Below are 20,330 nucleotides of genomic sequence, written 5' to 3'. Positions count from 1 at the left end.
TTTACGTCACTATTAAAAATATTTGCTCCACTTTTGGGTCAGATCTTCCGCCGTCGTAAAATGCTCTGCATTTATTCCGATTGAAGCTGCCGCATTACAGTTTTCCTGACGGTCATCTGTGAAAAACGCATCTTCGGCCCTATAACATTCGGCTTCGAGTATCAGCTCAAAAAAGTGCGTGTCTGGTTTTGCGGCTCCAATTTTATTTGACGCATAAGTTTGATGAAAATAAGAATAATCTCCGCGTTCGGTGTGATTTTCCCAATGGCTTTGAATTGTGTTTGTTCCGCAGACAACTCTGTTGTTTTTTTTGAGATTTTTGATAAGTTCTACGGTCGCTCTGTTTTCAACAGGATGAAAAAACAATCTGAACAAGTCGCAGTCCGCTTTTTGAATCAGTTTTGTATCAAATCCATGAAACGCTTTTTTTTCGATGCCTTTTTCATGCTGCAAGCATTCAATCCGCCGATTAAATTCTGTCCAAAAAGAATCAGTTGAGAGCTTACCGATTGTAAGCTGTTCCCAAATATCTTTATCATGCATCTTGCAAACAAAGTCAAAACCGGCTTCGGAGAGTTTCAATCTATTGTAGAGAGAATCAATCTGAAAAGTGTTTGTTACAACGCCACCCATGTCAAAAATGAACAACATAATTCGATTATGGTATAATTGTGATGAATAATCAAGTTTGATATAATGCCTGTATATGAGCACAAATAATTTTCCGAGAGTTTTTCTAAAACAAAAAGAAGAAAAAGAAATTCAGCAGGGCTATCCGTGGGTATTTGACAACGAAATTTCACACATAAAACACAGGGACGATGAACACTCTGAATGGAAAAATGAAAATCTGCCTGAATGCACTGTGTCTGACGGTTCTGCCGTAGAGGTTTATACAAAAGCCGGCGGATTTCTTGGAACTGGTATCATAAATCGGAAGTCTAAGATTACAGTCAGATTGATTGGAAGTGAACATGCTGACAAGATTTTGGAAGATTCCGGTAGATATTGGGAAAAACGTGTCAAAAATGCTTACAGTTTGCGCTGTAATTATTATAGAGATTACGATTCGTATCGTTTGATTTTTGCTGAAGCCGACTTTATTCCCGGATTTATCTGCGAACGTTTTTGCAATGAAGAAAACAGGGTCTATCTTGTTGTTCAATTTCTTTCACTTTCTTGTGAAGTTTTCCGTTCCGAATTGATTTCCGCACTCGTGAAAGTTTGTAATCCTTGTGGAATTTACGAAAGAAGTGATGCATCTGTCCGCGATAAAGAGGGGCTTGCTCAAACTTCCGGCTGGATAGATGATGGCGGAAATGCGTCAGCCGAAAATTCTGACTTAGATACAAAGCTCACGATAATTGAAAATGGAATCAAGCTATGCGTAGATATTGCCAACGGTCAAAAAACAGGTTATTTTCTTGACCAAAAATTCAATCGGGAGGCAGCCGCTTTGTTCTGCAAAGATAAAATTGTCCTCGATACCTTTACTCACACCGGTGCATTTGGTCTGAACGCAGTGAAAGCCGGTGCTAAAAAAGTAATCTCTGTCGATATTTCTCAGGAAGCTGTCGAAATGGTAAACAAAAATATCAAAATCAATCGTGCGGAAAAAGTTATGACCGCTGTCTGTGCTGATGTTTTTGATTTGCTTAAAAAATATGAAGCCGACGGAGAAAAGTTTGATGTCATAATCCTTGACCCACCGGCATTTACAAAATCTGCGAAGATGATTGAAAAAGCGTACGGAGGCTACAAGGAGATAAATCTCCGCGCAATGCGTTTGCTAAATGAAAACGGAATTCTTGTCACATGTTCATGCTCTTATTTTATGGAAAGCCACATGTTTTGCGATATGATTATGCATGCAGCGATGGACAGTCACAAACGCATCCAGATTCTCGAAAAGCGCGGTGCCGGTCCAGACCATCCTGTTCTGCTTGGTTATCCAAAATCTGAATATTTAAAATGCGTGGTATGCCGTGTCATATAACTGTGTTGTTGTACTAGGTCCAACGGCAGTCGGAAAGACTTCTATTGGAGTTGCTATCGCTGATAAGTTCAATGGCGAGATAATCTCGGCTGATTCGAGGCAAACTTACCGTCATCTTGACATAGGCTCGGGAAAAGACCTTGAAGATTATGTTGTAGGTGGAAGAGCAATTCCTTATCATCTTATCGATATCATAGATTTGCCTGATGAATACACCGTCTACAATTATCAGCAGGATTTTTACAGAGCTTTTAAAGACATCACATCTCGCGGTAAACTTCCTGTCATCACCGGCGGAACCGGGATGTATCTCGATGCTGTCATCCGCGACTATCAGCTTGTGATTTTGCCTGAAAATAAAGAACTTCATGAAAAACTTATGGCAACGCCTCTTGAAGAATTAGCCGCTCGTCTTTTAAAAGAACAGCCGAATCTCCACGTTATGTCAGACTTAAAAGAAAAAAAAAGAGTTGTAAAAGCGCTCGAAATTATTGAAGCAAAACGAAATGGTGAAGTTTCAACAAGCATAGAACGCCCGCAGATAAATCCTCTGATAATTGGAACGACTTTACCTAGATCTCAGTTGTGGGAAAATATTTCTAGCAGACTGCGTCAGCGCATCGATAACGGAATGATAGAAGAGGTTCAGCAAATTCACGACAGTGGAATTGAATGGGTACGCTTGGAAAAATTAGGTCTTGAATACAGATATTGCGCTTTGTTTTTGCAGGGAAAAATCGAATCAATTGATGATTTGTTTAATCAGCTTTTTATAGCTATAAGGCAGTTTGCAAAGCGTCAGGAAACGTGGTTTAGAATGATGGAAAAAAAAGGTGTAAAAATAAACTGGCTTGCGCCGTATTCTAAAGAATGTAGAATAAAAGAAGCTGAAAAACTTATTGAAACAGCTTTTGCAGACCGCCTGTTTGTTAAAAAATAAAGTGCTGAATGCGGCATGACTGCACCTGTTGAGACTTTTTGCGTTTGAAGCTTCGACAGGTACAATCTTTATGCTTTAGGCATTTACTGCCATTTTTACTGTTTCTGTGATTTCTGTCAGATAGCCGGTGCGAATACAGCTGTCGAAAAGTTCTTTTGAAATATAATCTGTTTTAATATCTTCATAGCCGTCCATATCACGAACGATTTTAACGACGAATCCGTCTTCCATTTCTCTGATGATTGTCATGTAATCTGTGTTTTTACCAATGCTTTTTAGTGTGTATGATTTCATTTTCTTTTACTCCCATAATAAAAAATGTTTTGTGTTATCATCAATGCCAGGATAGCCACATTACTTTTATTTTCGGTTATAATTAAAATTATGTTAGAAAAAAATGAAAATATTTTATATTTTGACGCACATTTTCATTATGCTGTCTGTAAAGATAATGATTTGATGATGCCTGATTTTAAATGGGCAGGTCTTTCCTGTGCTCATTCCATTTCAGAATGGAATATTCAGTCTCAGACATCTCAAAAGGTTTTTCAGGCTTTCGGGCTTCATCCTCAGAGCAGTGTTGAATTTGACGAAATACAGATTGCCCAAAATGCAGATTTCTTGGAATCGCTGTTGGAAAACAATAAGCTCGACGCAATCGGTGAAGCAGGTTTTGACTATTTTACATCTGAATACAAAAATGCTGCCGCTCTTCAAGAGAAAATGTGGAACATTCAGTTAGCCCTTGCAAAACAATACAAAATTCCTCTTGTCGTTCACTGTCGTAAAGCGAATGAAAAATTGTTTGAATATGCTTCAGAGCTAAAAAAATTGCCGTTTGTGCTGTTCCATTCTTTTATGGGAAGCGATGTAGAAGCGTTCAGCCTTGTAAAGCGCGGAATCAAATGCGGTTTTAGTTTTGGGAAACAGATGTTGAACAACAATAAAAAAGTGATTTTATGCGTAAAAGAGTTGCCGCTGGGAAATCTTTTTATGGAAACAGACGCCCCGTTTCAGACATTAAAAGGTGAGACTCTGACAAAACCATCGGATATCAAAAAAGTTTACAACGCCGCATGGGAACTTCGCGGCAAAAAAGAAGATTTTTTTGAGTTTGCTTATAAGATGAAAAATCATTATAATCTATTCTATGACATCAACAAAAGAATTCAATCGGTTTAAAATCATATCAATTATCAATCTTTCTATGGCAGCTTTGCTTTCTATTTTAGAGCTAAGCTTTCACGCAGATATTTCTCTTCTTGCTTTTCCTATATCAGGATGTTTTACCGCTGCAACAGTCTATCTTGTTTTTTATCTGATAATTTTAAAAACTGACGGTTCTCATATCTACGCTGCAATAAAATTTACAGAATATTTGCCATACGTGCATTTAATCACCTTTATTTTGAGGCGTGCAGGAAAAACCGGAACTGCTTTTTGGTATGATGTTGTAACAGTAGTTTTATGGTTTATCATCTGGGTTCTTTCGTATTTTTCGCCTAAATGTCTTTATGCAGATAAAAACAAAGAAGTTATAAAAGGTTGGGCAATTCCGCCTAAAAAAAAGAAACTTCACGGGATAGAAAAGATTATTTTTGAGATAGCCGACTGGGTCGATGCCGCAGTTTGGGCTGTTTTTACAGTTCTCATATTCCAGATTTTTCTTGTTCAGCTGTACAGCATCCCGTCAGAGTCGATGGTGCCTACTTTTTTGATTAAGGATCATGTTTTTGTTTCAAAAATTGACTGCGGTCCAAAGTTTCCTCTGACAGATGTAGGTTTGCCTGATTTTAGAAAATACAAACGCGGAGACACAATTGTCATTAGAAATCCTCATTACAGCCATGACAGAAAAGAAGAAGTGAAGACAGTTACATCACAGCTTGTAAATATGCTTACGCTGATGACAGTAAATCTCAACAAAGATGCCGACGGTGAATTAAAAGCAGATCCTCTTGTAAAGCGAATCGCAGGAGAGCCGGGAGAGCAGCTTGTAATGCAGGACGGCAAACTTTACAGGCGCACAATAGAAAGCGATGAGTGGAAACCTGTAGATTATGACAATAAATTTGCGACTTGGGATTTGAGTTCGGTAGATGCGTCTATAAGAGAAAAAATTCAGTATTATCCTTTTTCCAGTGTAAGTCCAATTTGGCGAGATAGGAAACAGACAGTCCGTGCAAATACAAAAGAAGTTGTAAAATCAGCTTCGGAAAACTATCAAAAAATGCTTGATTTTGAAGAAGAGCGCCGAAATTACGATTTGAATTTGGCTGCGTTTCAGGCTAAAGAAATTGTACGCAAATTTAAAAAACTTGCTTTTACCGGCAACTTAATCGACGGTTTTGAGCAGCCTTCTTTGTTTGAATACAATCTTTTTAAAAATGTTCAGCAGATTTCAACAGACTTGTTGAGCAAAAAAGGCGGAGTTGAGTGGTTTTCGAGTTTTATGACTTCGTGGATTTATTCAAAAGACAATGCGCGCGATTATTATTCAGAAGCAAACTATAGATTAAATGTCATGACAAAAATCACATTCGGCAAGCTCGTCGTGAGATATTCGGAATTATTTTTGAACAGTTCAGCATCGGTATCGTGGCAGTCTGACAGCGAGCTTTATCAATTATATGAAAAAGCTGACATTTTAAACTGGTATATTCAACAGCTGCTGGACGAAAGGAATATGCCGGTCTTCCCTGCAAATGACAACGATGGAAATCCTCAGTATATTCCCGACAACTGTTACTTTATGATAGGCGACAACAGATTCAATTCACTAGATTTGCGTCACAGGTACGAAAAGATAGAAGAAGCCCTGACAAAAGATGATCCACAGTCTGTTTCTTATTACTCTATGATGGAACCGCAGTTTATCAACAAAAAATATATAATCGGTAAACCGATATTCAGATTCTGGCCGCTTAACAGATTCGGGAAAGTGTAGAGTAGGAAAAGCGGAATTCTTTCACCTTGAGACAAAAAAATCCCGAGGTCAACACCTTGGGATTTTTTATTTATCTATTATCTTTTGATAATATGCAAAAAATTATCTTCCGTGACAATTTTTGTACTTTTTGCCGCTTCCGCATGGGCAAGGGTCGTTACGTCCGACTTTTGGCATTGTCCGTCTGACTGTGATATTATCACCTTGCGAACGCTGGTTCATAGCGCTGTTCACTGCCTGCCTGTGTGCCATAGCTCCGTTGAATGAAGACTGTACGCTGCGCTGTGCAGCATTCTGTGCAACTTGTTCGCTGATTGACTGCGCCTCATTGTGCCGGGCATTTATCCCCTGATTTTGAGCTTCTGCCATTCTTCGCCGTTGTTCTGCTGCTTCCGGTGACAGTTGTATGCGGACTTTAAACACACGTGACATGACAGTGTCTCTAATTGTGTCGAGCATTTCATCAAAGATATTAAAGCCATCTATTTTGTATTCTGTAAGAGGATTTTTAGAACCGTATGAACGCAGAGCAACTGCTTCTCGCAATCCTTCCAACGTTTCAAGCTGGTCAAGCCACTTTCTGTCAATGATCTGAACATACTGGTAACGGATAAACATATTTAAATTCTCTTTACCGGCGAGCATTTCTTTTTCTGTCAAATCGTTTTGAAGGGCAGCAATTAGTGCTTCTTTGTTTAGACTTTCCGCTGGGAGTTGAAGTCCAAAGGTATCTCTTATTTTTTCATTCAATGCAACAAGTGGCGCATTTGAATTTTTATTGTGTTTTTGCTCGTACTCAAAATCTTCAAAAATCGCTTCAATGTCTTCTTTGGCATTGCTCATCACTCGTGCTGAAAGATTTTCATCAGCAAGGATTGAATCTCTCTGGTTGTAAATCACAGTTCTCTGCTCATTCAAAACATCATCGTAGTCAAGCAAGTGCTTACGAATTTCAAAGTTGCGGTCTTCTACTTTCTGTTGGGCTTTTTCAATACCTTTGTTCAACCATGGGTGGTCAATCGGTTCGCCGGGTTTCATTCCGATTCGGCTCATTATGTTCTTCATTCGTTCCCCACCGAACAACCGCATCAAATCATCATCCATTGAGATATAGAATTTAGAGCGTCCAGGGTCACCTTGCCTACCAGAACGTCCACGCAGCTGGTTATCTATACGACGAGATTCATGGCGCTCAGTACCGATTACATAAAGACCTCCGAGATTTCTGACTTCTTCATAATCTTTTTTCCAGTTTTCTTTTTCAATTGCAAGAGCTGCTCTGTATTGTTCTTCCGTAGCTCCTGTTCCTGCTCGTTTTCCTGCGCGGAATTCAGGGTTGCCTCCGAGTTTAATATCTGTACCACGACCAGCCATGTTAGTCGCAATTGTTACAGCGCCTTTTGCACCTGCTTCAGCGATAATCATAGCTTCTCGCGCGTGATTTTTTGCGTTCAAAACTTCGTGCCTGATTCCCTTTCGTGTCAAAAGATTTGAAAGGTGTTCAGATTTTTCAACAGAAACTGTGCCGACCAAGACAGGTTGACCTTTTTCATGAGCTGCTTTAATTTCGTTGGAAATCGCTTCCCACTTATCTTCTTCGTTCAGATAAACTTCATCATTTTCGTCAATGCGGGCAACTGGAACGTTTGTCGGAATTGCGACAACTTCGAGTTCATAAATCTTATTGAACTCAACTGCTTCTGTAGCGGCAGTACCTGTCATACCTGAAAGTTTTTCATACATGCGGAAAAAGTTCTGGAACGTGATAGTCGCCATCGTCCTGTTGCGCTGCGCAATCTTGATGTGCTCTTTTGCCTCAATAGCCTGATGAAGACCGTCAGAATAACGCCGCCCTTCAAGAACACGACCTGTAAATTCATCGATAATTTCAACTTTGCCGTCACGCACAAGGTAATCTACGTCGTTGTGAAAAAGAAGATGCGCCCGCAAAGCCTGAGTAAAGTAGTGTGTAAATTCAAAGTTTTCTTCATCTTCAAGTGCGCCTGTTATCAAATTGTGCTTGTGAAGTATCTCATTGATGTGGAGCATACCTTTGTCTGTAAAAGAAATGCGTTTTGACTTTTCATCGAGCGTATAGTCGCCGGGAATTGCTGCGCGTTCTTCAGGAGTGAGGAATGTTTCGTCAGGATATTCACCGGTTTTCGGATCTTTTGGAACTTCTGTAAGTTCGCCGACATATTTATCAACTTCGTGATATTTGTATGTATCGTCTTCTCCGGCTCCCGAAATGATAAGAGGCGTTCGCGCTTCATCGATTAAGATAGAGTCGATTTCGTCTACAATACAGTAATTGAACCCTCTTTGAACTTTATCTTTAAGGTCGACTTTCATGTTGTCGCGGAGGTAGTCAAAGCCGAATTCGTTGTTTGTACCGTAAGTGACATCGCATTCATAGCTTATTTTGCGAGCCTCGTTATCCATATCTGAAAGGATAGAACCTACAGTTAACCCAAGATATGAAAAAATCGGTCGACGGGAATCGGCGTCGCGCTTTGCAAGGTAATCGTTGACAGTAACTATGTGGACACCTTTTCCTGTAAGCGCATTCAAATAAGCAGGAGCTACTGCGACGAGAGTTTTACCTTCACCAGTTTTCATTTCCGTAATTCGTCCCTGATGAAGATTTATCCCACCCATAATCTGGACATCGAACGGACGTTCGCCTATCACACGCCATGAAGCTTCTCGAACAAGTGCGAATGCTTCCGGCAAAATATCATCAAGAGTCTCTCCATTTTCAAGGCGCTCTCTAAATTTCTTAGTTTGTGCCGGGAATTCTTCCGGTTTAAGAGATTTTGCCCATTCTTCTTTTGCGTTTACAGCAGCAAGAATCGGTAAAAGGGCTTTCAAGTCACGATCATTTTGTGTACCGAAAATTGCGGTAAGAACTTTATCAATAAACATAGTTGTTCCTTAAATAAATATAATGACAAAATTATAATGAATATATAAAAAATTTACTATAATAATCATTATTCCGACAAGTAAAAAAATGATTAAAATGGCAAGTGGGAATGCATAAATACAGGCGTAAAATTTGGATGCTTTCTGATCACTATAGATTTTTTTAAGTCTTTTCCGAAAAATTTCTCTTCCGGCAATTTTTCAGGAACGTGACGGTCATCTTTGCTGGAATCTGGAAGAACTGTATGAAAACATTTTGAGTGGAATGGCTGAATGTAAAAAAGTAAACCGGATTATATATTATGAAGATTTATACAAAAAAACAGGAGATTTTCAGTTACACTTTGACCCCACTGATAAAGCCGGTTATAATTTTCTGAACTCTTTATTTTTAATATAATTAATTATATAATAAGCGCATGCAAAAAAATCACAAGTATATATTCATTTTTATTATTCCTTTTTTATTTTCATCATGTTTTTTTAAGACTGAGGCAGTTCAGTCAATCAATGAAGATGAATTATTTAAAATTCCCTACGGTAAATTTGAAGAGCAGCTCAGCGTCACCGATTTGAACAATATCGGAGATGTCCGCTTTGGAATTGCCATGCAAGATGGTTTTTTTTACATAATCAGTGGGGAGGCTAAAAAGCTGATGGAATTGAATTCTTACGGCGATATATTGACTCTTTTTTATAATGAAGATTCCGAAACAGCCAATCTGCTCAAAAACTCTAAAAAAGACGCAAAGAGCATCCATTACGAAATTTCATATCCTTTTGATTATCCGGGAATGCTCGCCATAGATTCAAATAAAAATATTTACACTGTATGTACAATCCCGCGTGACCGTCAGGAGCAGAGTGAAGACGGCAAAATGCTTTACATTCAAACAATCTTGAAAATTGTCCGCAACGGTTCTTCTCCCGAATATCTTGGTCAGCAGGGACCGGGAGGAACTCCTTTTCCGTACATAAAAAACATCTATACAACATCAAAAGATGAACTCGTTGTTGTATGCACTTCTACAGACGGTGCGATAGTTTATTGGTTTGCGACTGATGGATTTTTAAAATATATGATTCCTGTCGTTACAAAAGATGTTCCATCGATTAGAGATTCGGAAGAAGGAGACATCCATTTGACTGTTCAAAATGTAATTCCTGACCCGGAAAATTATAAATTATACGTCATGGTCGATTATTACTCGACTTACATCGATCAAGATTCAAAAGTGAAGTCCGGCATAAATTACGTTCAAACTTATCTTTATCCTATAAACGTAGAAACCGGAATATATGAAGAACCTGTTTCTGTCCCTCCGTATGAAGAATCTGTCGTATCTGATTACAGCAAACTTACGTATAAAATTCCTTACGATTTCCTTGGCGTTACAAAAGACGGCTGGAAATTCTTTATCTTAAAAACCGAACAAGGTTTTAATATTGAAATGATTCAAAGCGAGACTCAGCGAATTTTACGCCGTCAGTTTAAGACAGATAACTCAAATATAATTTACGATAAAATGTCTCTTTCAAAAGACGGAATTATAACCGCTCTTTATATTGAAAAAGACAGTGCCCGCGTAGTGTGGTACAGAACCGATAAACTTATTGATGTGCGAAGAGCAAAGTAAACAGGCGTGACTATGTTTGATGATGTTGAAGAGTTTGTTCCCGATGATAAAAAACCTTTAAAATATTATTACAACCGTCAGGAGCGGCTCGAAAACGCACCTCAAATTGTAAAAGATTTTTATGAAGGGAAAAACAAACCGGTGCGAGGCTTAAAAGTATTTTTCACAAAGCAAAACAGATATATCACATTTGCGCTGATAATCTTTGTCGGGGCTGTCTGGGGATATTCCGGTCTGAATAAAACTCGCGCATATGCCACGCTGAACGGGATAAATTATGAACTTTCGGCGTTTTCTTATGATGAAAAGATTTACGTCACGTTGAAATTTACCCGAAACCCAAAAGTTAAGGACACTTCTCCTGTCAAAGTCGATGCCGTCATAAATATGGTAGATAACAGCGGGCAAATCAGCGATAAAAGGGAATCGTCTTTGATTTACGATGAAGGTGAAAAATATATCAGAGAAAAATTTACCGATTATGATATAATTAGAGTCGATGTCAGCCTTTTTTCGGACGGCAAAGAAAAGGAAGTTTCGGCAAAGGTTAAACGTTAGGTTTGTAATTTTAGAGGTGATATGAGTCGTTCAGTAGCATGTATAGATTATAGAGACGGAAAGGTCTTTATCGCAAAACGACAAGCTGGCGGTGACATGGGTGGTCGCTGGGAGTTTCCAGGCGGCAAAATAGAAGATGATGAAGATTTTTCAACTGCAATTTTCCGTGAGATGAAAGAAGAATTCGGTGTAGATATCATCGTCGGCAGTCATATAACTCAAAGCACATTCGAACACCATGGAAAGCGATGCACATTAGATGTTTTTGAAGTTACTTTTCCTCATCAGGGAGATAAAAAAAGATTTACTTTGACAGAACATACAGATTACCGTTGGGCAGACATTGATGAAATCCCATCGCTTGATTTTGTCGATTCTGACTTATCGGTTTATAAATGTGTAAAAGAGTGGGTTTCAAAATGAAAAGAAATATTTTTTTTGTATTGTTGTTTTTTGTTATTTTTCTTTTGGCAGTTTCCTGTTCTAAAAAAGATTCTGAAACAATCGTTTTTGACAATTCCGAACCGCTTGCCCTCGCTCCCGATATCGAATGGGCTGTAGTGACGGAGCCTTATTCAGCTTTTAAAGCGACTGCACACTGGCAGGCTGAAGTAACCGGTCACTGTCGGAAAGGCGATATACTTAAGATAAATGGAAAATCTATAGATTCAAGCGGTGAAAAATGGTTTTATTTTAATGATGGCTGGCTTTCCGAAAGCTGTCTGTCGGTTTACAGCAACCGTCTGAAAGCAAAAAATATATCTGAAAAACTTCTTGAAAAAGAATAGCTCATAAATCGGAAAATTTTATTTTCAGAGTGGAAAAAAATATGAATATAATTGCAGAAATCGGGACTTCGCATGAAGGTTCAATCGAAAAAGCGTGTCGGCTTGTAGATGCCGCTGCAGATTCCGGGGCTAATACTATCAAATTTCAGTGGGTGTATGCAGATGAAATCCTTCATCCGAAAACAGGTTTTGTAAATCTTCCGACAGGAAACATCCTTCTTTACGACAGATTCCGCCAGCTTGAATGCGATTGTGCCTTTTATAAACAGATGCTCGACTACGTTCACTCAAAAGGATGCAAGTTCTGCTGTTCGCCGTTCGGAGTCAGAAGCATGGAAAATCTTCTTGCAATAAACCCCGACTATGTGAAAATCGCTTCACCTGAATTAAACCACTACAAGATGCTTGAAGTTCTGCGCGGTACAAAAATCCCTGTGATAATTTCGAGCGGAGTTTCTAAACTCTCAGACATCGAAAAAGCGCTCGAGATTACAGGAACTGACAATGTCTCTCTTTTGCACTGCATTACAAGTTATCCCGCTCCTGAAGAAGAATACAATCTGAAATTGATAACGAATCTCAAAAATATATTTGGAGTTGAATGCGGAGTCAGCGACCACAGCCTCGACCCTATTCTTGTCCCGACTCTATGCGTTTTGTGCGGAGGGACGTTGATCGAAAAGCACATCACTTTGAGCAGAAAAACGTCTGGTTTAGATGACCCTGTTGCCCTTGAACCGGAGCAGTTTGCGCTTATGGTTCACGCAGTCGGTCAGACACAAGCCGTTGTCCGTCACTATGGACATGATGACGGTTTTAAGCGTGCAATCAGGCAGTTGGCTGAGCAGTTCGGGCTTCAAAAGGTGATGGCGGCGTTAGGTTCCGGGATAAAAAAACTTGCTCCTGCTGAGGCTGCAAATTACGGTCGTACAAACAGGAGTCTTCATTTTATGCACGATATGAAAAAAGGCGAAAAAATAACTGAAAAAGATGTTGCAATTTTAAGAACAGAAAAAGTTTTGACGCCCGGTATTTCGCCTGAATTCTACGATACAATCATCGGAGCTGTCTTGGCAAAAGACGTCGAGTCAGGAGCCGGTGTGCTTTTTTCAGACTTGATTGCAAAATAACTTTGATTATAGTTTAAATTGATTTTGCAATTCTAAGCATTCCGCGTAAAGTTAAATCTTTGTCTATGTAGTCGAAGACGTCTGTGATTGGGGCGAGCATGCTGTTTAGACCTCCCGTTGCAATCACTTTGATATCTGACTGTTTGCATCCTGTTTCTTTTTCGAGATCTGTTTTCATCTGTTTTAAAAGACCTTCTACAAGACCTTTGTATCCGAGCACAATTCCACTTTGAACGGAAATCACAGTGTTTTTCCCAAGGCTTGTCGGCGGAATATCTAAAGGAATTGCAGGAATCTGAGCCGTGTTAGAAAAAAGTGAGTTGAACGCTGTCCTTATACCAGGAGCAATTGCGACACCGGCAATATTTCCTTTATCATCAACTGCCGTAAAAGAAAGTGCTGTTCCAAAATCTGTGATGATGCATGGACTTTTATATCGATTCCACGCTTCAAAAGCGTCGCAGTACAAATCTGCTCCAATTTCATGGACGGCTGTTTCCGGAACATGAACGGAAAGCTTTGCGTAAACGTCTGGTCCGATTATAATAGGTTTTTTCCCTGAAAAATGTTGTGCAACGATTACAAAAGGACCTATCAGAGCGGGGACTACGGTGCTTAAAACAACATCTTCAATCGCTGAAAAGTCGATTTCAACATCACGCATCAGAGGGCGGAGAAGCGAAAAATATTCGTCACCGGTGCGCTTCAAATCAGTAGAGATGCGCCATGTGTAAAGAAGTTTGTCGCCGTCAAAAACAGCAGTTTTTATATTTGTGTTTCCAATATCAAAAATCAGAATCATCTATATCTCCATCTCCAAAATCTTTGTCATGTATGCGAACTTGAACAAGCCTTCTGTGAAAACAACCTTTATTGTAAAATAAAATAATATTCGTTAATATATCAACATTATAATTAAACAAAACTCGGGAATCAATACAGATGAAAATCAATGCACTAAAAGGAATGAAAGATATTTTACCTGACGAACAAAAGCTCCGCGATTACGTTCAGGGAAAAATCCTCGAAACATACCGCGCTAATGGATTTGAACGCATTTCAACGCCGATGCTCGAAGATTCGGAAAATCTTGATAAATCTGATGGTGGAGACAACTTAAATCTTATATTTAAGGTTTTGAAACGAGGTGAAAAACTCGATGCGGCTCTTTTGTCAAATGATTCAAAAGAACTTTCTGATATGGGACTTCGCTATGATTTGACTTTGCCGCTTTCTCGTTTTTATGCTGCAAACAAAAATGAACTTCAGTTTCCATTCAAGGTTATTCAGACAGATCGCGTATTTCGTGCGGAACGCCCGCAGAAAGGTAGGAGCCGAGAATTTGTCCAGTGCGATATCGATATCTTGGGTGATAAGTCACCAAACGCAGAAGTCGAATTGATAGATGTAACATCTCGAGCCCTTTTGAACATCGGATTTGACGATTTTGTGATAAATATCAATGACAGGCGTATTTTGCGCAGCATGCTGGAAAATATGGGATTTCCTTTTGAAACTCTTGATTCTGTGTGTATCACGTTCGATAAACTCGACAAGATAGGGGCGGAGGGAATCGAAAAGGAACTAAATGAAAAACAACTTCCAAGCGATGCTGTAAAGACTCTTGTTTCATTCATTTCGAACGGAAAAGAAATCACATTGGAAGATGTATCCTCAAGATGTGCAGACGTTTCAATCGCAGACGACTTGAAATACATAATCAAAACTGTAGAAACTGTCGCTGAAAAAAAATATAAAATTGCTTATTGTCCGAACTTGGTTCGGGGGCAAGGATATTACACAGGTGTCGTGTTTGAAATAGGGAGTCCAAAATTTGCAGGAGCTGTTGGAGGCGGCGGACGTTACGACAACATGATTGGAAAATTTCTCGGTCAGCAGATTCCGGCAGTAGGTTTTTCAATCGGTTTTGAAAGAATATGCAGTATTTTGATAGATTCGGGATTTAAAATCCCTGATGAAAGAGAAAAATGTGCGCTTCTATATGAAAATTCTGTTCCGTTTGCAGATGTCATGAAAGAAGCTGAAAAACTTAGAAAATCATACATAGTTTCGATAATCAGAAAGGCAAAAAAGCCAGGACCTCAGTTTGACATGCTTGAAAAACAGGGATACAAAATTTTTGCACAATTTAAAGAAGGAAAGCTTTTTATAAACAAAAACGATTAAATGTATCAAAAATATTAAAAATATTGACAATCCTACTATATTTTTATATATTATAGTTGTCAGTTTAATATTAAGTTAAAAAGACTCGTGTTGCACACGGGTCTTTTTTGTTATGCAGATTTTTTGCGTAACAAGGTACAGAAGGTTTTATTAATGGATTTTACATCATTTAAAGATATTAAATATTACAGTGAATGTGCTGCACTTGTCGAAGGCATGGGGTACAGGCTCGTCGAATTGAAAATCATTCCGGCAAAGACAATCACAAAGATTTCTGCGATGATTTCTTCACCGGATCCTGCCGTAAACCTTGGGGTAAGCGATTGTGCAAAAGTCCACAGAGTTCTTCTTCCGCGTCTTGAAGCATTACTCGGAACCGAAGAAACTTCAATGGAACTCACTTCTCCCGGAATTGAGCACAATCTTAAAAATGCAGCTGAATTTACTGTTTTCACGGGATATAACATCAGGGTGTGGGACAAAACTATAAATGATTGGAACGGCGGAAAAGTTGTTTCTGCTGATGACAAATCAGTGACAATGGAAAAAGAGGGCGGTGAGACTTTCACTGTTCTTTATGAAAATATAGCAAAAGCAAAATTTATTTACAGCAAATAGCAAATAATAGCGAGGTAATTAAGATGTCAGAAATGGCAGAAGCAATCCGTCAGCTGATTTCAGAAAAAGGTTATTCGGAAGAATCGGTTAGACAGACAATTGAAAAAGCACTTAAGGCTGCTTACAAACGCACTTATGGAGATGATTCGAACGCAATCGTAAAATTTAACGACGATATGTCCGATGTTTCTATTTATTCACGCAAAGTTGTGATTGACGGAGTATATGATCCTGTAAGAGAAATTGAACTTGAAGAAGCAAAAAAACTAGCCGGGGATGACGTTGAAGAAGGCGACGAGATAGATATTCTCGAAGACCCAAAAAGTTTTGATCGTTCTGCGGTTTCAAGCGGAAAACAGCAAGTTCACCAGGGGCTGAATGAGACTTTAAAAAATTCGTTGATGAACGAATACAACGATAAAAAAGGCGAAATCATCATCGGTTATCATCAGCGAGAAAGAAACGGAAACATATATGTTGACCTTGGAAACGCAGGTCGAGTAGAAGGCGTTCTTCCTGTAAAATATCAGTCTAAACTTGAATTTTATGAGAAAGGAGACAGAATTAAAGCACTCATCGTCGATGTAAAACCAACAAACTCAGGAATTCAGCTTATTCTGTCAAGAAGTGATCCAAAACTTGTAAGTTCAATCCTTGAAAAAGAAGTTCCTGAAATCGCTGACGGCACTGTTGAAATTCATAAAATCGTTCGCGATGCAGGTTACAGAACTAAGATAGCTGTTTATTCAAAACGCGAAGAAGTTGACCCTGTTGGAGCTTGTGTCGGGCTCAAAGGTGTTCGCATTCAAAACGTCATTCGAGAACTTTTGAACGAAAAAATAGATGTTCTAAAATGGGATTCTGATCCTGTCGTATTTATCAAAAATGCTCTTTCACCGGCTCAAGTTGAGCGTGTTGTCATCACAGATGCCGAAAAGAAAGAAGCGTTGGCAATCGTTGAAGAATCACAGCTCTCGCTCGCAATCGGACGACAAGGGCAGAACGTGCGTCTGGCAAACAGACTTTGCGACTGGAACATCGATGTCAAAACAGTTGAACAAGCTGCCGATATCGACCTTTCGGCATTCAACACAGTTCAAAATGCACGCAATCTGTTTACCGACGAACAGTCAAATCATCCTGAAGTTGAAGAAATTACAACAATTGCAGAACTTCCGGGAGTCGATGTTTCTGTTGCAGAGCTCCTCAAAGCAAATGGAATTGAGCAGATTGAAGACTTTATCGACGCATATGACAACGGAACAATCAATGTCGAAGGAGTTTCAAAAGAAGCTCTCGATAAACTCAATGAGCTTATAAATGAAAACGTTGAGTTCGTAGAAGAAACTGAAGAAAATTCAGAACCGCAACATGCAGAAGAAGATGAAGAATACTTCTGTCCTGAATGTGGTGCAAAGATTACTCTCGATATGACTCATTGTCCAAAATGTGGCGTTGAGTTTGAATTCACAGATGAGGAATAAGGAAGGTATAGGAATAATTTATGGCTGAAGAAAATAAAAATAAGCCCGGATTTGTAGTTCACAAAAAACAGCAAGATAGTACATCTGCCGCTTCAACGTCTGTCTCTTCTGAAAAGAAGAAAGTTGTTGTAGTCAAAAAGAAGAACTCAAGTCCTCAGACAAATACACAGCCTCAGACTCAGGCGAATTCAAACGCACAAAAATCTCATGTTGTTGTAAAGAAATCTGAAGGTGCCGAAGAAAATTTAAAACAAGCTCAGGGATATTCAAATGAACAAACTGAGTCGATCGCGCAGAAAAAAAATCAATCACAGTCAGGAAGTCCTGTAAAAACGGAATCTCGTCCTGCAGGCGGCAACAGAGCGGCAGGAGGACGTTCAAGGACTTTTGAACTTAATTCTGCCAGACCAAATGTAAAAGCCGGAAACCTTTCTGACAAACCTAAAAACGGTTTTAATCGCGACCGCAACAACAATCATGGAAGCGGATTCAGCCGAGAAGGCGGCTATCGTGACAGAAGCGGCGTATTCAACCGCGACGGCGGAAGCGGATTCAACGGCGCTCAAGCTCGCAGAAGTTATCAAAACCGTGAACGCGAAAACGGAAGCGGATTCAACAGCGACAGAAGCGGCGGACAAGGTGGATTCAATCGCAACAATCAAGGCGGTGGATTTAATCGCAATTCAAACGGTCAGTCAGGCGGATTTAGAACCCCTCGTTCAGGAATGGGCGGAAGGACAGGTGCTCCTGTTCCTCAAGTTGACCAGTCACGTCAGCCCGCAAAAAAAGCATTTAAAGGCAAAAAACAGATTTACAATCGCAAAGATGCAGAACAGTACGATGATACGCTTTTTGAAACAAAGAAAAAGTCGGAAACCCCTGCTATGGTTGTGCCAAAATCAATAGATATCATGGAGTCGATTTCCGTATCTGATTTGGCACGAAAGATGAATCTTAAAGCCAGCGAAGTTATTGGAAAACTGATGGGAATGGGTATGATGGTTACAATTACCCAGTCGATCGATGCTGATACAGCTACGTTGCTTGCTTCCGAATACGGTTGCGAAGTTCATATCGTAAGTCTTTATGATGAAACAGTTATTGAAAGCGAAACAGACGAAAATGCTGAACTCAAAGCTCGTCCTCCAATCGTAACTGTAATGGGACACGTTGACCACGGTAAGACAAAAACTCTCGATGCTATTCGCCACGCACATGTTGCGGAAGGAGAAGCCGGAGGAATCACTCAATCTATAGGCGCTTATTCGGTTTCAACTCCAAAAGGTAAAATCACATTCCTTGACACGCCTGGTCACGAAGCATTTACAATGATGCGTGCACGAGGAGCTCAAGTTACTGACATAGTCGTTCTTGTTGTCGCAGCCGATGACGGAGTTATGCCTCAGACGCTAGAAGCAATTTCTCATGCAAAAGATGCGAAAGTTCCAATTATCGTTGCGGTAAACAAAGTTGATAAACCGGAGGCTAATCCTGATAGAGTCAAGACTCAGCTTTCGGAACTCGGTCTTACTCCTGAAGAATGGGGTGGAGAGACACAATATGTGCATATCTCCGCTTTGAAAAAAACAGGTATTGACGATTTGCTTGATGCAATCCTTCTTCAGGCAGAGATGCTTGAACTTACTGCAAACTATGATTGCCGTGCCGAAGGAAGAATCCTTGAATCTCGAGTTGACCAAGGACGAGGTGTTGTTGCTTCTGTCATAATACTGCGTGGAATTTTACATCAAGGAGATCCGTTTGTCGCAGGTATATATTCAGGACGTGTTAGGGCTATGTTTGATGACCGCGGCAACAGGATTTCTGAAGCAGGTCCATCAACTCCAATCGAAGTTCTCGGTCTTGAAGAAATGCCGAACGCAGGTGACCCATTCCAAGTTACTGAATCTGAAAAAGACGCAAGGGCAATCTCTTCTAAGCGTCAGGAACTTAAGCGCTTTGAGGCTGCAAAAGCTGTTAAAAAGACAACGCTTGAATCTCTTTACAGCGATATTGCCGATAGTGAAGTTCGTGAACTCAAAGTTATCATCAAAGCCGATTTACAGGGTTCTGCAGAAGCTCTTAAATCTTCTCTTGAAAAACTATCGACTCGCGAGATAAGACTTTCTGTCATACATTCAAGCGCCGGTGCTATCAATGAATCAGATGTCACTTTGGCTGCTGCCGACTCAAACGCAATTATCATCGGATTCAACGTCCGTCCTACTCCAAAAGCAAAAGCTCTGGCAGAGCAGGAACAAGTTGAAATCAGAAAATACAACATCATCTATAAATGTGTTGAAGAAATCAACCAGGCAATGGAAGGAATGCTCCAGCCTGACACTAAAGAAGATGTTATCGGTCAGGTCGAAGTTCGAAATACATTCAAAGTTCCAAAAATCGGTGTTATCGCCGGTTGTTCTGTCTCAGAAGGTATTGTACGGCGCTCGGCTAGCGTAAATCTCGTTCGAGATGGAATTGTACTGTTTACAGGAAAAATTTCTTCTCTCAAACGCTTTAAAGATGATGCAAAAGAAGTCAGCACAGGTTACGAATGTGGTATCGGGCTTGAAAACTGGCAGGATATCCAAGTCGGCGATAAATTTGAAGTGTTTGAAGTTGTCGAGGTGGCAAAAAAACTCGGAAAAACAATTGCACAGGAGCAGGCTGAAGCCGCAAAGAAAAATGTCACAGCAACCGGTTCAGAAGGAGCTGAGTGATGGGGCAGTATAGACTTCAGAGGCTCAACGACCAGCTTCGAGATGAAATATCACAGTTGATACTCCGCGAAGAAGTGAAAGATCCGAGGGTATCTACATTCCTTTGCATAAACAGAGTCGAAGTCACTTCAGATTTAAGCTATGCGAAGGTTTTTGTCTCAACTTTTTTGACAGATGCCCAGCTTAAAAAAGGTGTTGACGGATTACAGGCTGCAGCCGGTTTTATTCAGCGAGAAATCGCAAAAAAGCTCAGAATCCGTCAGTTTCCGAAACTCCAGTTCGTAGTTGATGCAGGCATGAAAGAAGGCTTTGATATGGTGCAAAAACTCAACGAACTTGAAAAAACTTCTGAAAACAAATAAATTTTGTTTAACCGCATAAGAAAATTCCCGTGCATTGT

At 39.8% G+C, this 20,330-nt stretch carries 18 protein-coding genes; 14 read left to right on the top strand and 4 right to left on the bottom strand.

The genetic code is table 11. The features are described from left to right. Positions 1 to 12: 12 nt before the first annotated feature. Positions 13 to 651, bottom strand: a complete 639-nt coding sequence (locus H9I37_RS07910) for an HAD family hydrolase (RefSeq protein ID WP_187381922.1) — start codon at positions 649 to 651, stop codon at positions 13 to 15. A gap of 55 nt (positions 652 to 706) precedes the next feature. Between H9I37_RS07910 and H9I37_RS07905 the strand changes: the two genes are divergently transcribed. After that, positions 707 to 1,996 carry a class I SAM-dependent rRNA methyltransferase gene (locus tag H9I37_RS07905; RefSeq protein ID WP_187381920.1) on the top strand — a complete coding sequence of 430 codons (1,290 nt, stop codon included), beginning with the start codon at positions 707 to 709 and terminating at the stop codon, positions 1,994 to 1,996. Next, complete coding sequence (gene miaA, locus H9I37_RS07900; protein WP_187381919.1) at positions 1,986 to 2,936, top strand: tRNA (adenosine(37)-N6)-dimethylallyltransferase MiaA; 951 nt, start codon at positions 1,986 to 1,988, stop codon at positions 2,934 to 2,936. The genes H9I37_RS07905 and miaA overlap by 11 nt, the downstream gene beginning before the upstream one ends. Before the next feature lie 75 nt (positions 2,937 to 3,011). Here the strand turns inward: miaA and H9I37_RS07895 are convergent, their stop codons facing one another. Continuing rightward, positions 3,012 to 3,230, bottom strand: coding sequence for a hypothetical protein (locus H9I37_RS07895; RefSeq protein WP_187381917.1), 219 nt, complete (start codon positions 3,228 to 3,230; stop codon positions 3,012 to 3,014). A gap of 90 nt (positions 3,231 to 3,320) precedes the next feature. Here H9I37_RS07895 and H9I37_RS07890 point away from each other — a divergent pair, with 90 nt between their 5' ends. Further along, positions 3,321 to 4,118 carry a TatD family hydrolase gene (locus H9I37_RS07890; protein WP_187381915.1) on the top strand — a complete coding sequence of 266 codons (798 nt, stop codon included), beginning with the start codon at positions 3,321 to 3,323 and terminating at the stop codon, positions 4,116 to 4,118. Next, a complete protein-coding gene (lepB, locus tag H9I37_RS07885) occupies positions 4,087 to 5,883 on the top strand; it encodes a signal peptidase I (protein ID WP_187381913.1) in 1,797 nt (598 codons plus the stop codon). Before H9I37_RS07890 ends, lepB begins: the two co-directional genes overlap by 32 nt. A gap of 102 nt (positions 5,884 to 5,985) precedes the next feature. Here the strand turns inward: lepB and secA are convergent, their stop codons facing one another. Beyond that, complete coding sequence (gene secA, locus H9I37_RS07880) at positions 5,986 to 8,808, bottom strand: preprotein translocase subunit SecA (RefSeq protein WP_187381911.1); 2,823 nt, start codon at positions 8,806 to 8,808, stop codon at positions 5,986 to 5,988. Between the two features lie 419 nt (positions 8,809 to 9,227). On the opposite strand from secA, the gene H9I37_RS07875 reads away from it, so the two are divergent. The 5 genes from H9I37_RS07875 to H9I37_RS07855 are packed head-to-tail and all read left to right on the top strand — an operon-like array spanning position 9,228 to position 12,921. Beyond that, entirely contained in the window at positions 9,228 to 10,445 is a 1,218-nt protein-coding gene (locus H9I37_RS07875) for an LIC_12708 family protein (protein ID WP_187381910.1), read from the top strand. A 12-nt stretch (positions 10,446 to 10,457) separates the two neighbouring features. Continuing rightward, positions 10,458 to 11,003: a hypothetical protein gene (locus H9I37_RS07870; RefSeq protein WP_187381908.1), complete on the top strand. Its 546-nt coding sequence runs from the start codon at positions 10,458 to 10,460 to the stop codon at positions 11,001 to 11,003. Between the two features lie 21 nt (positions 11,004 to 11,024). Then, entirely contained in the window at positions 11,025 to 11,426 is a 402-nt protein-coding gene (locus H9I37_RS07865; RefSeq protein WP_187381906.1) for a (deoxy)nucleoside triphosphate pyrophosphohydrolase, read from the top strand. Continuing rightward, positions 11,423 to 11,791: a hypothetical protein gene (locus H9I37_RS07860; RefSeq protein WP_187381905.1), complete on the top strand. Its 369-nt coding sequence runs from the start codon at positions 11,423 to 11,425 to the stop codon at positions 11,789 to 11,791. Before H9I37_RS07865 ends, H9I37_RS07860 begins: the two co-directional genes overlap by 4 nt. A gap of 41 nt (positions 11,792 to 11,832) precedes the next feature. Beyond that, on the top strand, positions 11,833 to 12,921 hold the full coding sequence (locus H9I37_RS07855) for an N-acetylneuraminate synthase family protein (protein ID WP_187381903.1): 1,089 nt from the start codon (positions 11,833 to 11,835) through the stop codon (positions 12,919 to 12,921). A gap of 13 nt (positions 12,922 to 12,934) precedes the next feature. Here the strand turns inward: H9I37_RS07855 and H9I37_RS07850 are convergent, their stop codons facing one another. Next, positions 12,935 to 13,723, bottom strand: coding sequence for a type III pantothenate kinase (locus tag H9I37_RS07850; RefSeq protein WP_187381901.1), 789 nt, complete (start codon positions 13,721 to 13,723; stop codon positions 12,935 to 12,937). Positions 13,724 to 13,863: 140 nt separating this feature from the next. Between H9I37_RS07850 and hisS the strand changes: the two genes are divergently transcribed. From hisS to rbfA, 5 genes are all read left to right on the top strand, one after another. Further along, complete coding sequence (gene hisS / locus H9I37_RS07845) at positions 13,864 to 15,108, top strand: histidine--tRNA ligase (RefSeq protein WP_187381899.1); 1,245 nt, start codon at positions 13,864 to 13,866, stop codon at positions 15,106 to 15,108. 153 nt (positions 15,109 to 15,261) lie between these two features. Then, positions 15,262 to 15,726, top strand: a complete 465-nt coding sequence (locus H9I37_RS07840) for an LSm family protein (RefSeq protein WP_187381897.1) — start codon at positions 15,262 to 15,264, stop codon at positions 15,724 to 15,726. A gap of 23 nt (positions 15,727 to 15,749) precedes the next feature. After that, positions 15,750 to 17,210, top strand: a complete 1,461-nt coding sequence (nusA, locus tag H9I37_RS07835; RefSeq protein WP_187381896.1) for a transcription termination factor NusA — start codon at positions 15,750 to 15,752, stop codon at positions 17,208 to 17,210. 20 nt (positions 17,211 to 17,230) lie between these two features. Further along, positions 17,231 to 19,930, top strand: a complete 2,700-nt coding sequence (infB, locus tag H9I37_RS07830) for a translation initiation factor IF-2 (protein ID WP_187381894.1) — start codon at positions 17,231 to 17,233, stop codon at positions 19,928 to 19,930. Then, complete coding sequence (gene rbfA, locus H9I37_RS07825; RefSeq protein WP_187381892.1) at positions 19,930 to 20,292, top strand: 30S ribosome-binding factor RbfA; 363 nt, start codon at positions 19,930 to 19,932, stop codon at positions 20,290 to 20,292. The genes infB and rbfA overlap by 1 nt, the downstream gene beginning before the upstream one ends. The last annotated feature ends 38 nt before the right edge of the window (positions 20,293 to 20,330 follow it).

This window comes from Treponema sp. Marseille-Q3903 (genome assembly GCF_014334335.1).
Classification (GTDB): Bacteria; Spirochaetota; Spirochaetia; order Treponematales; family Treponemataceae; genus Treponema_D.
The sequence above is the reverse complement of the archived record's forward strand: the minus strand, read 5'-3'. Positions and strand labels throughout refer to the sequence as shown.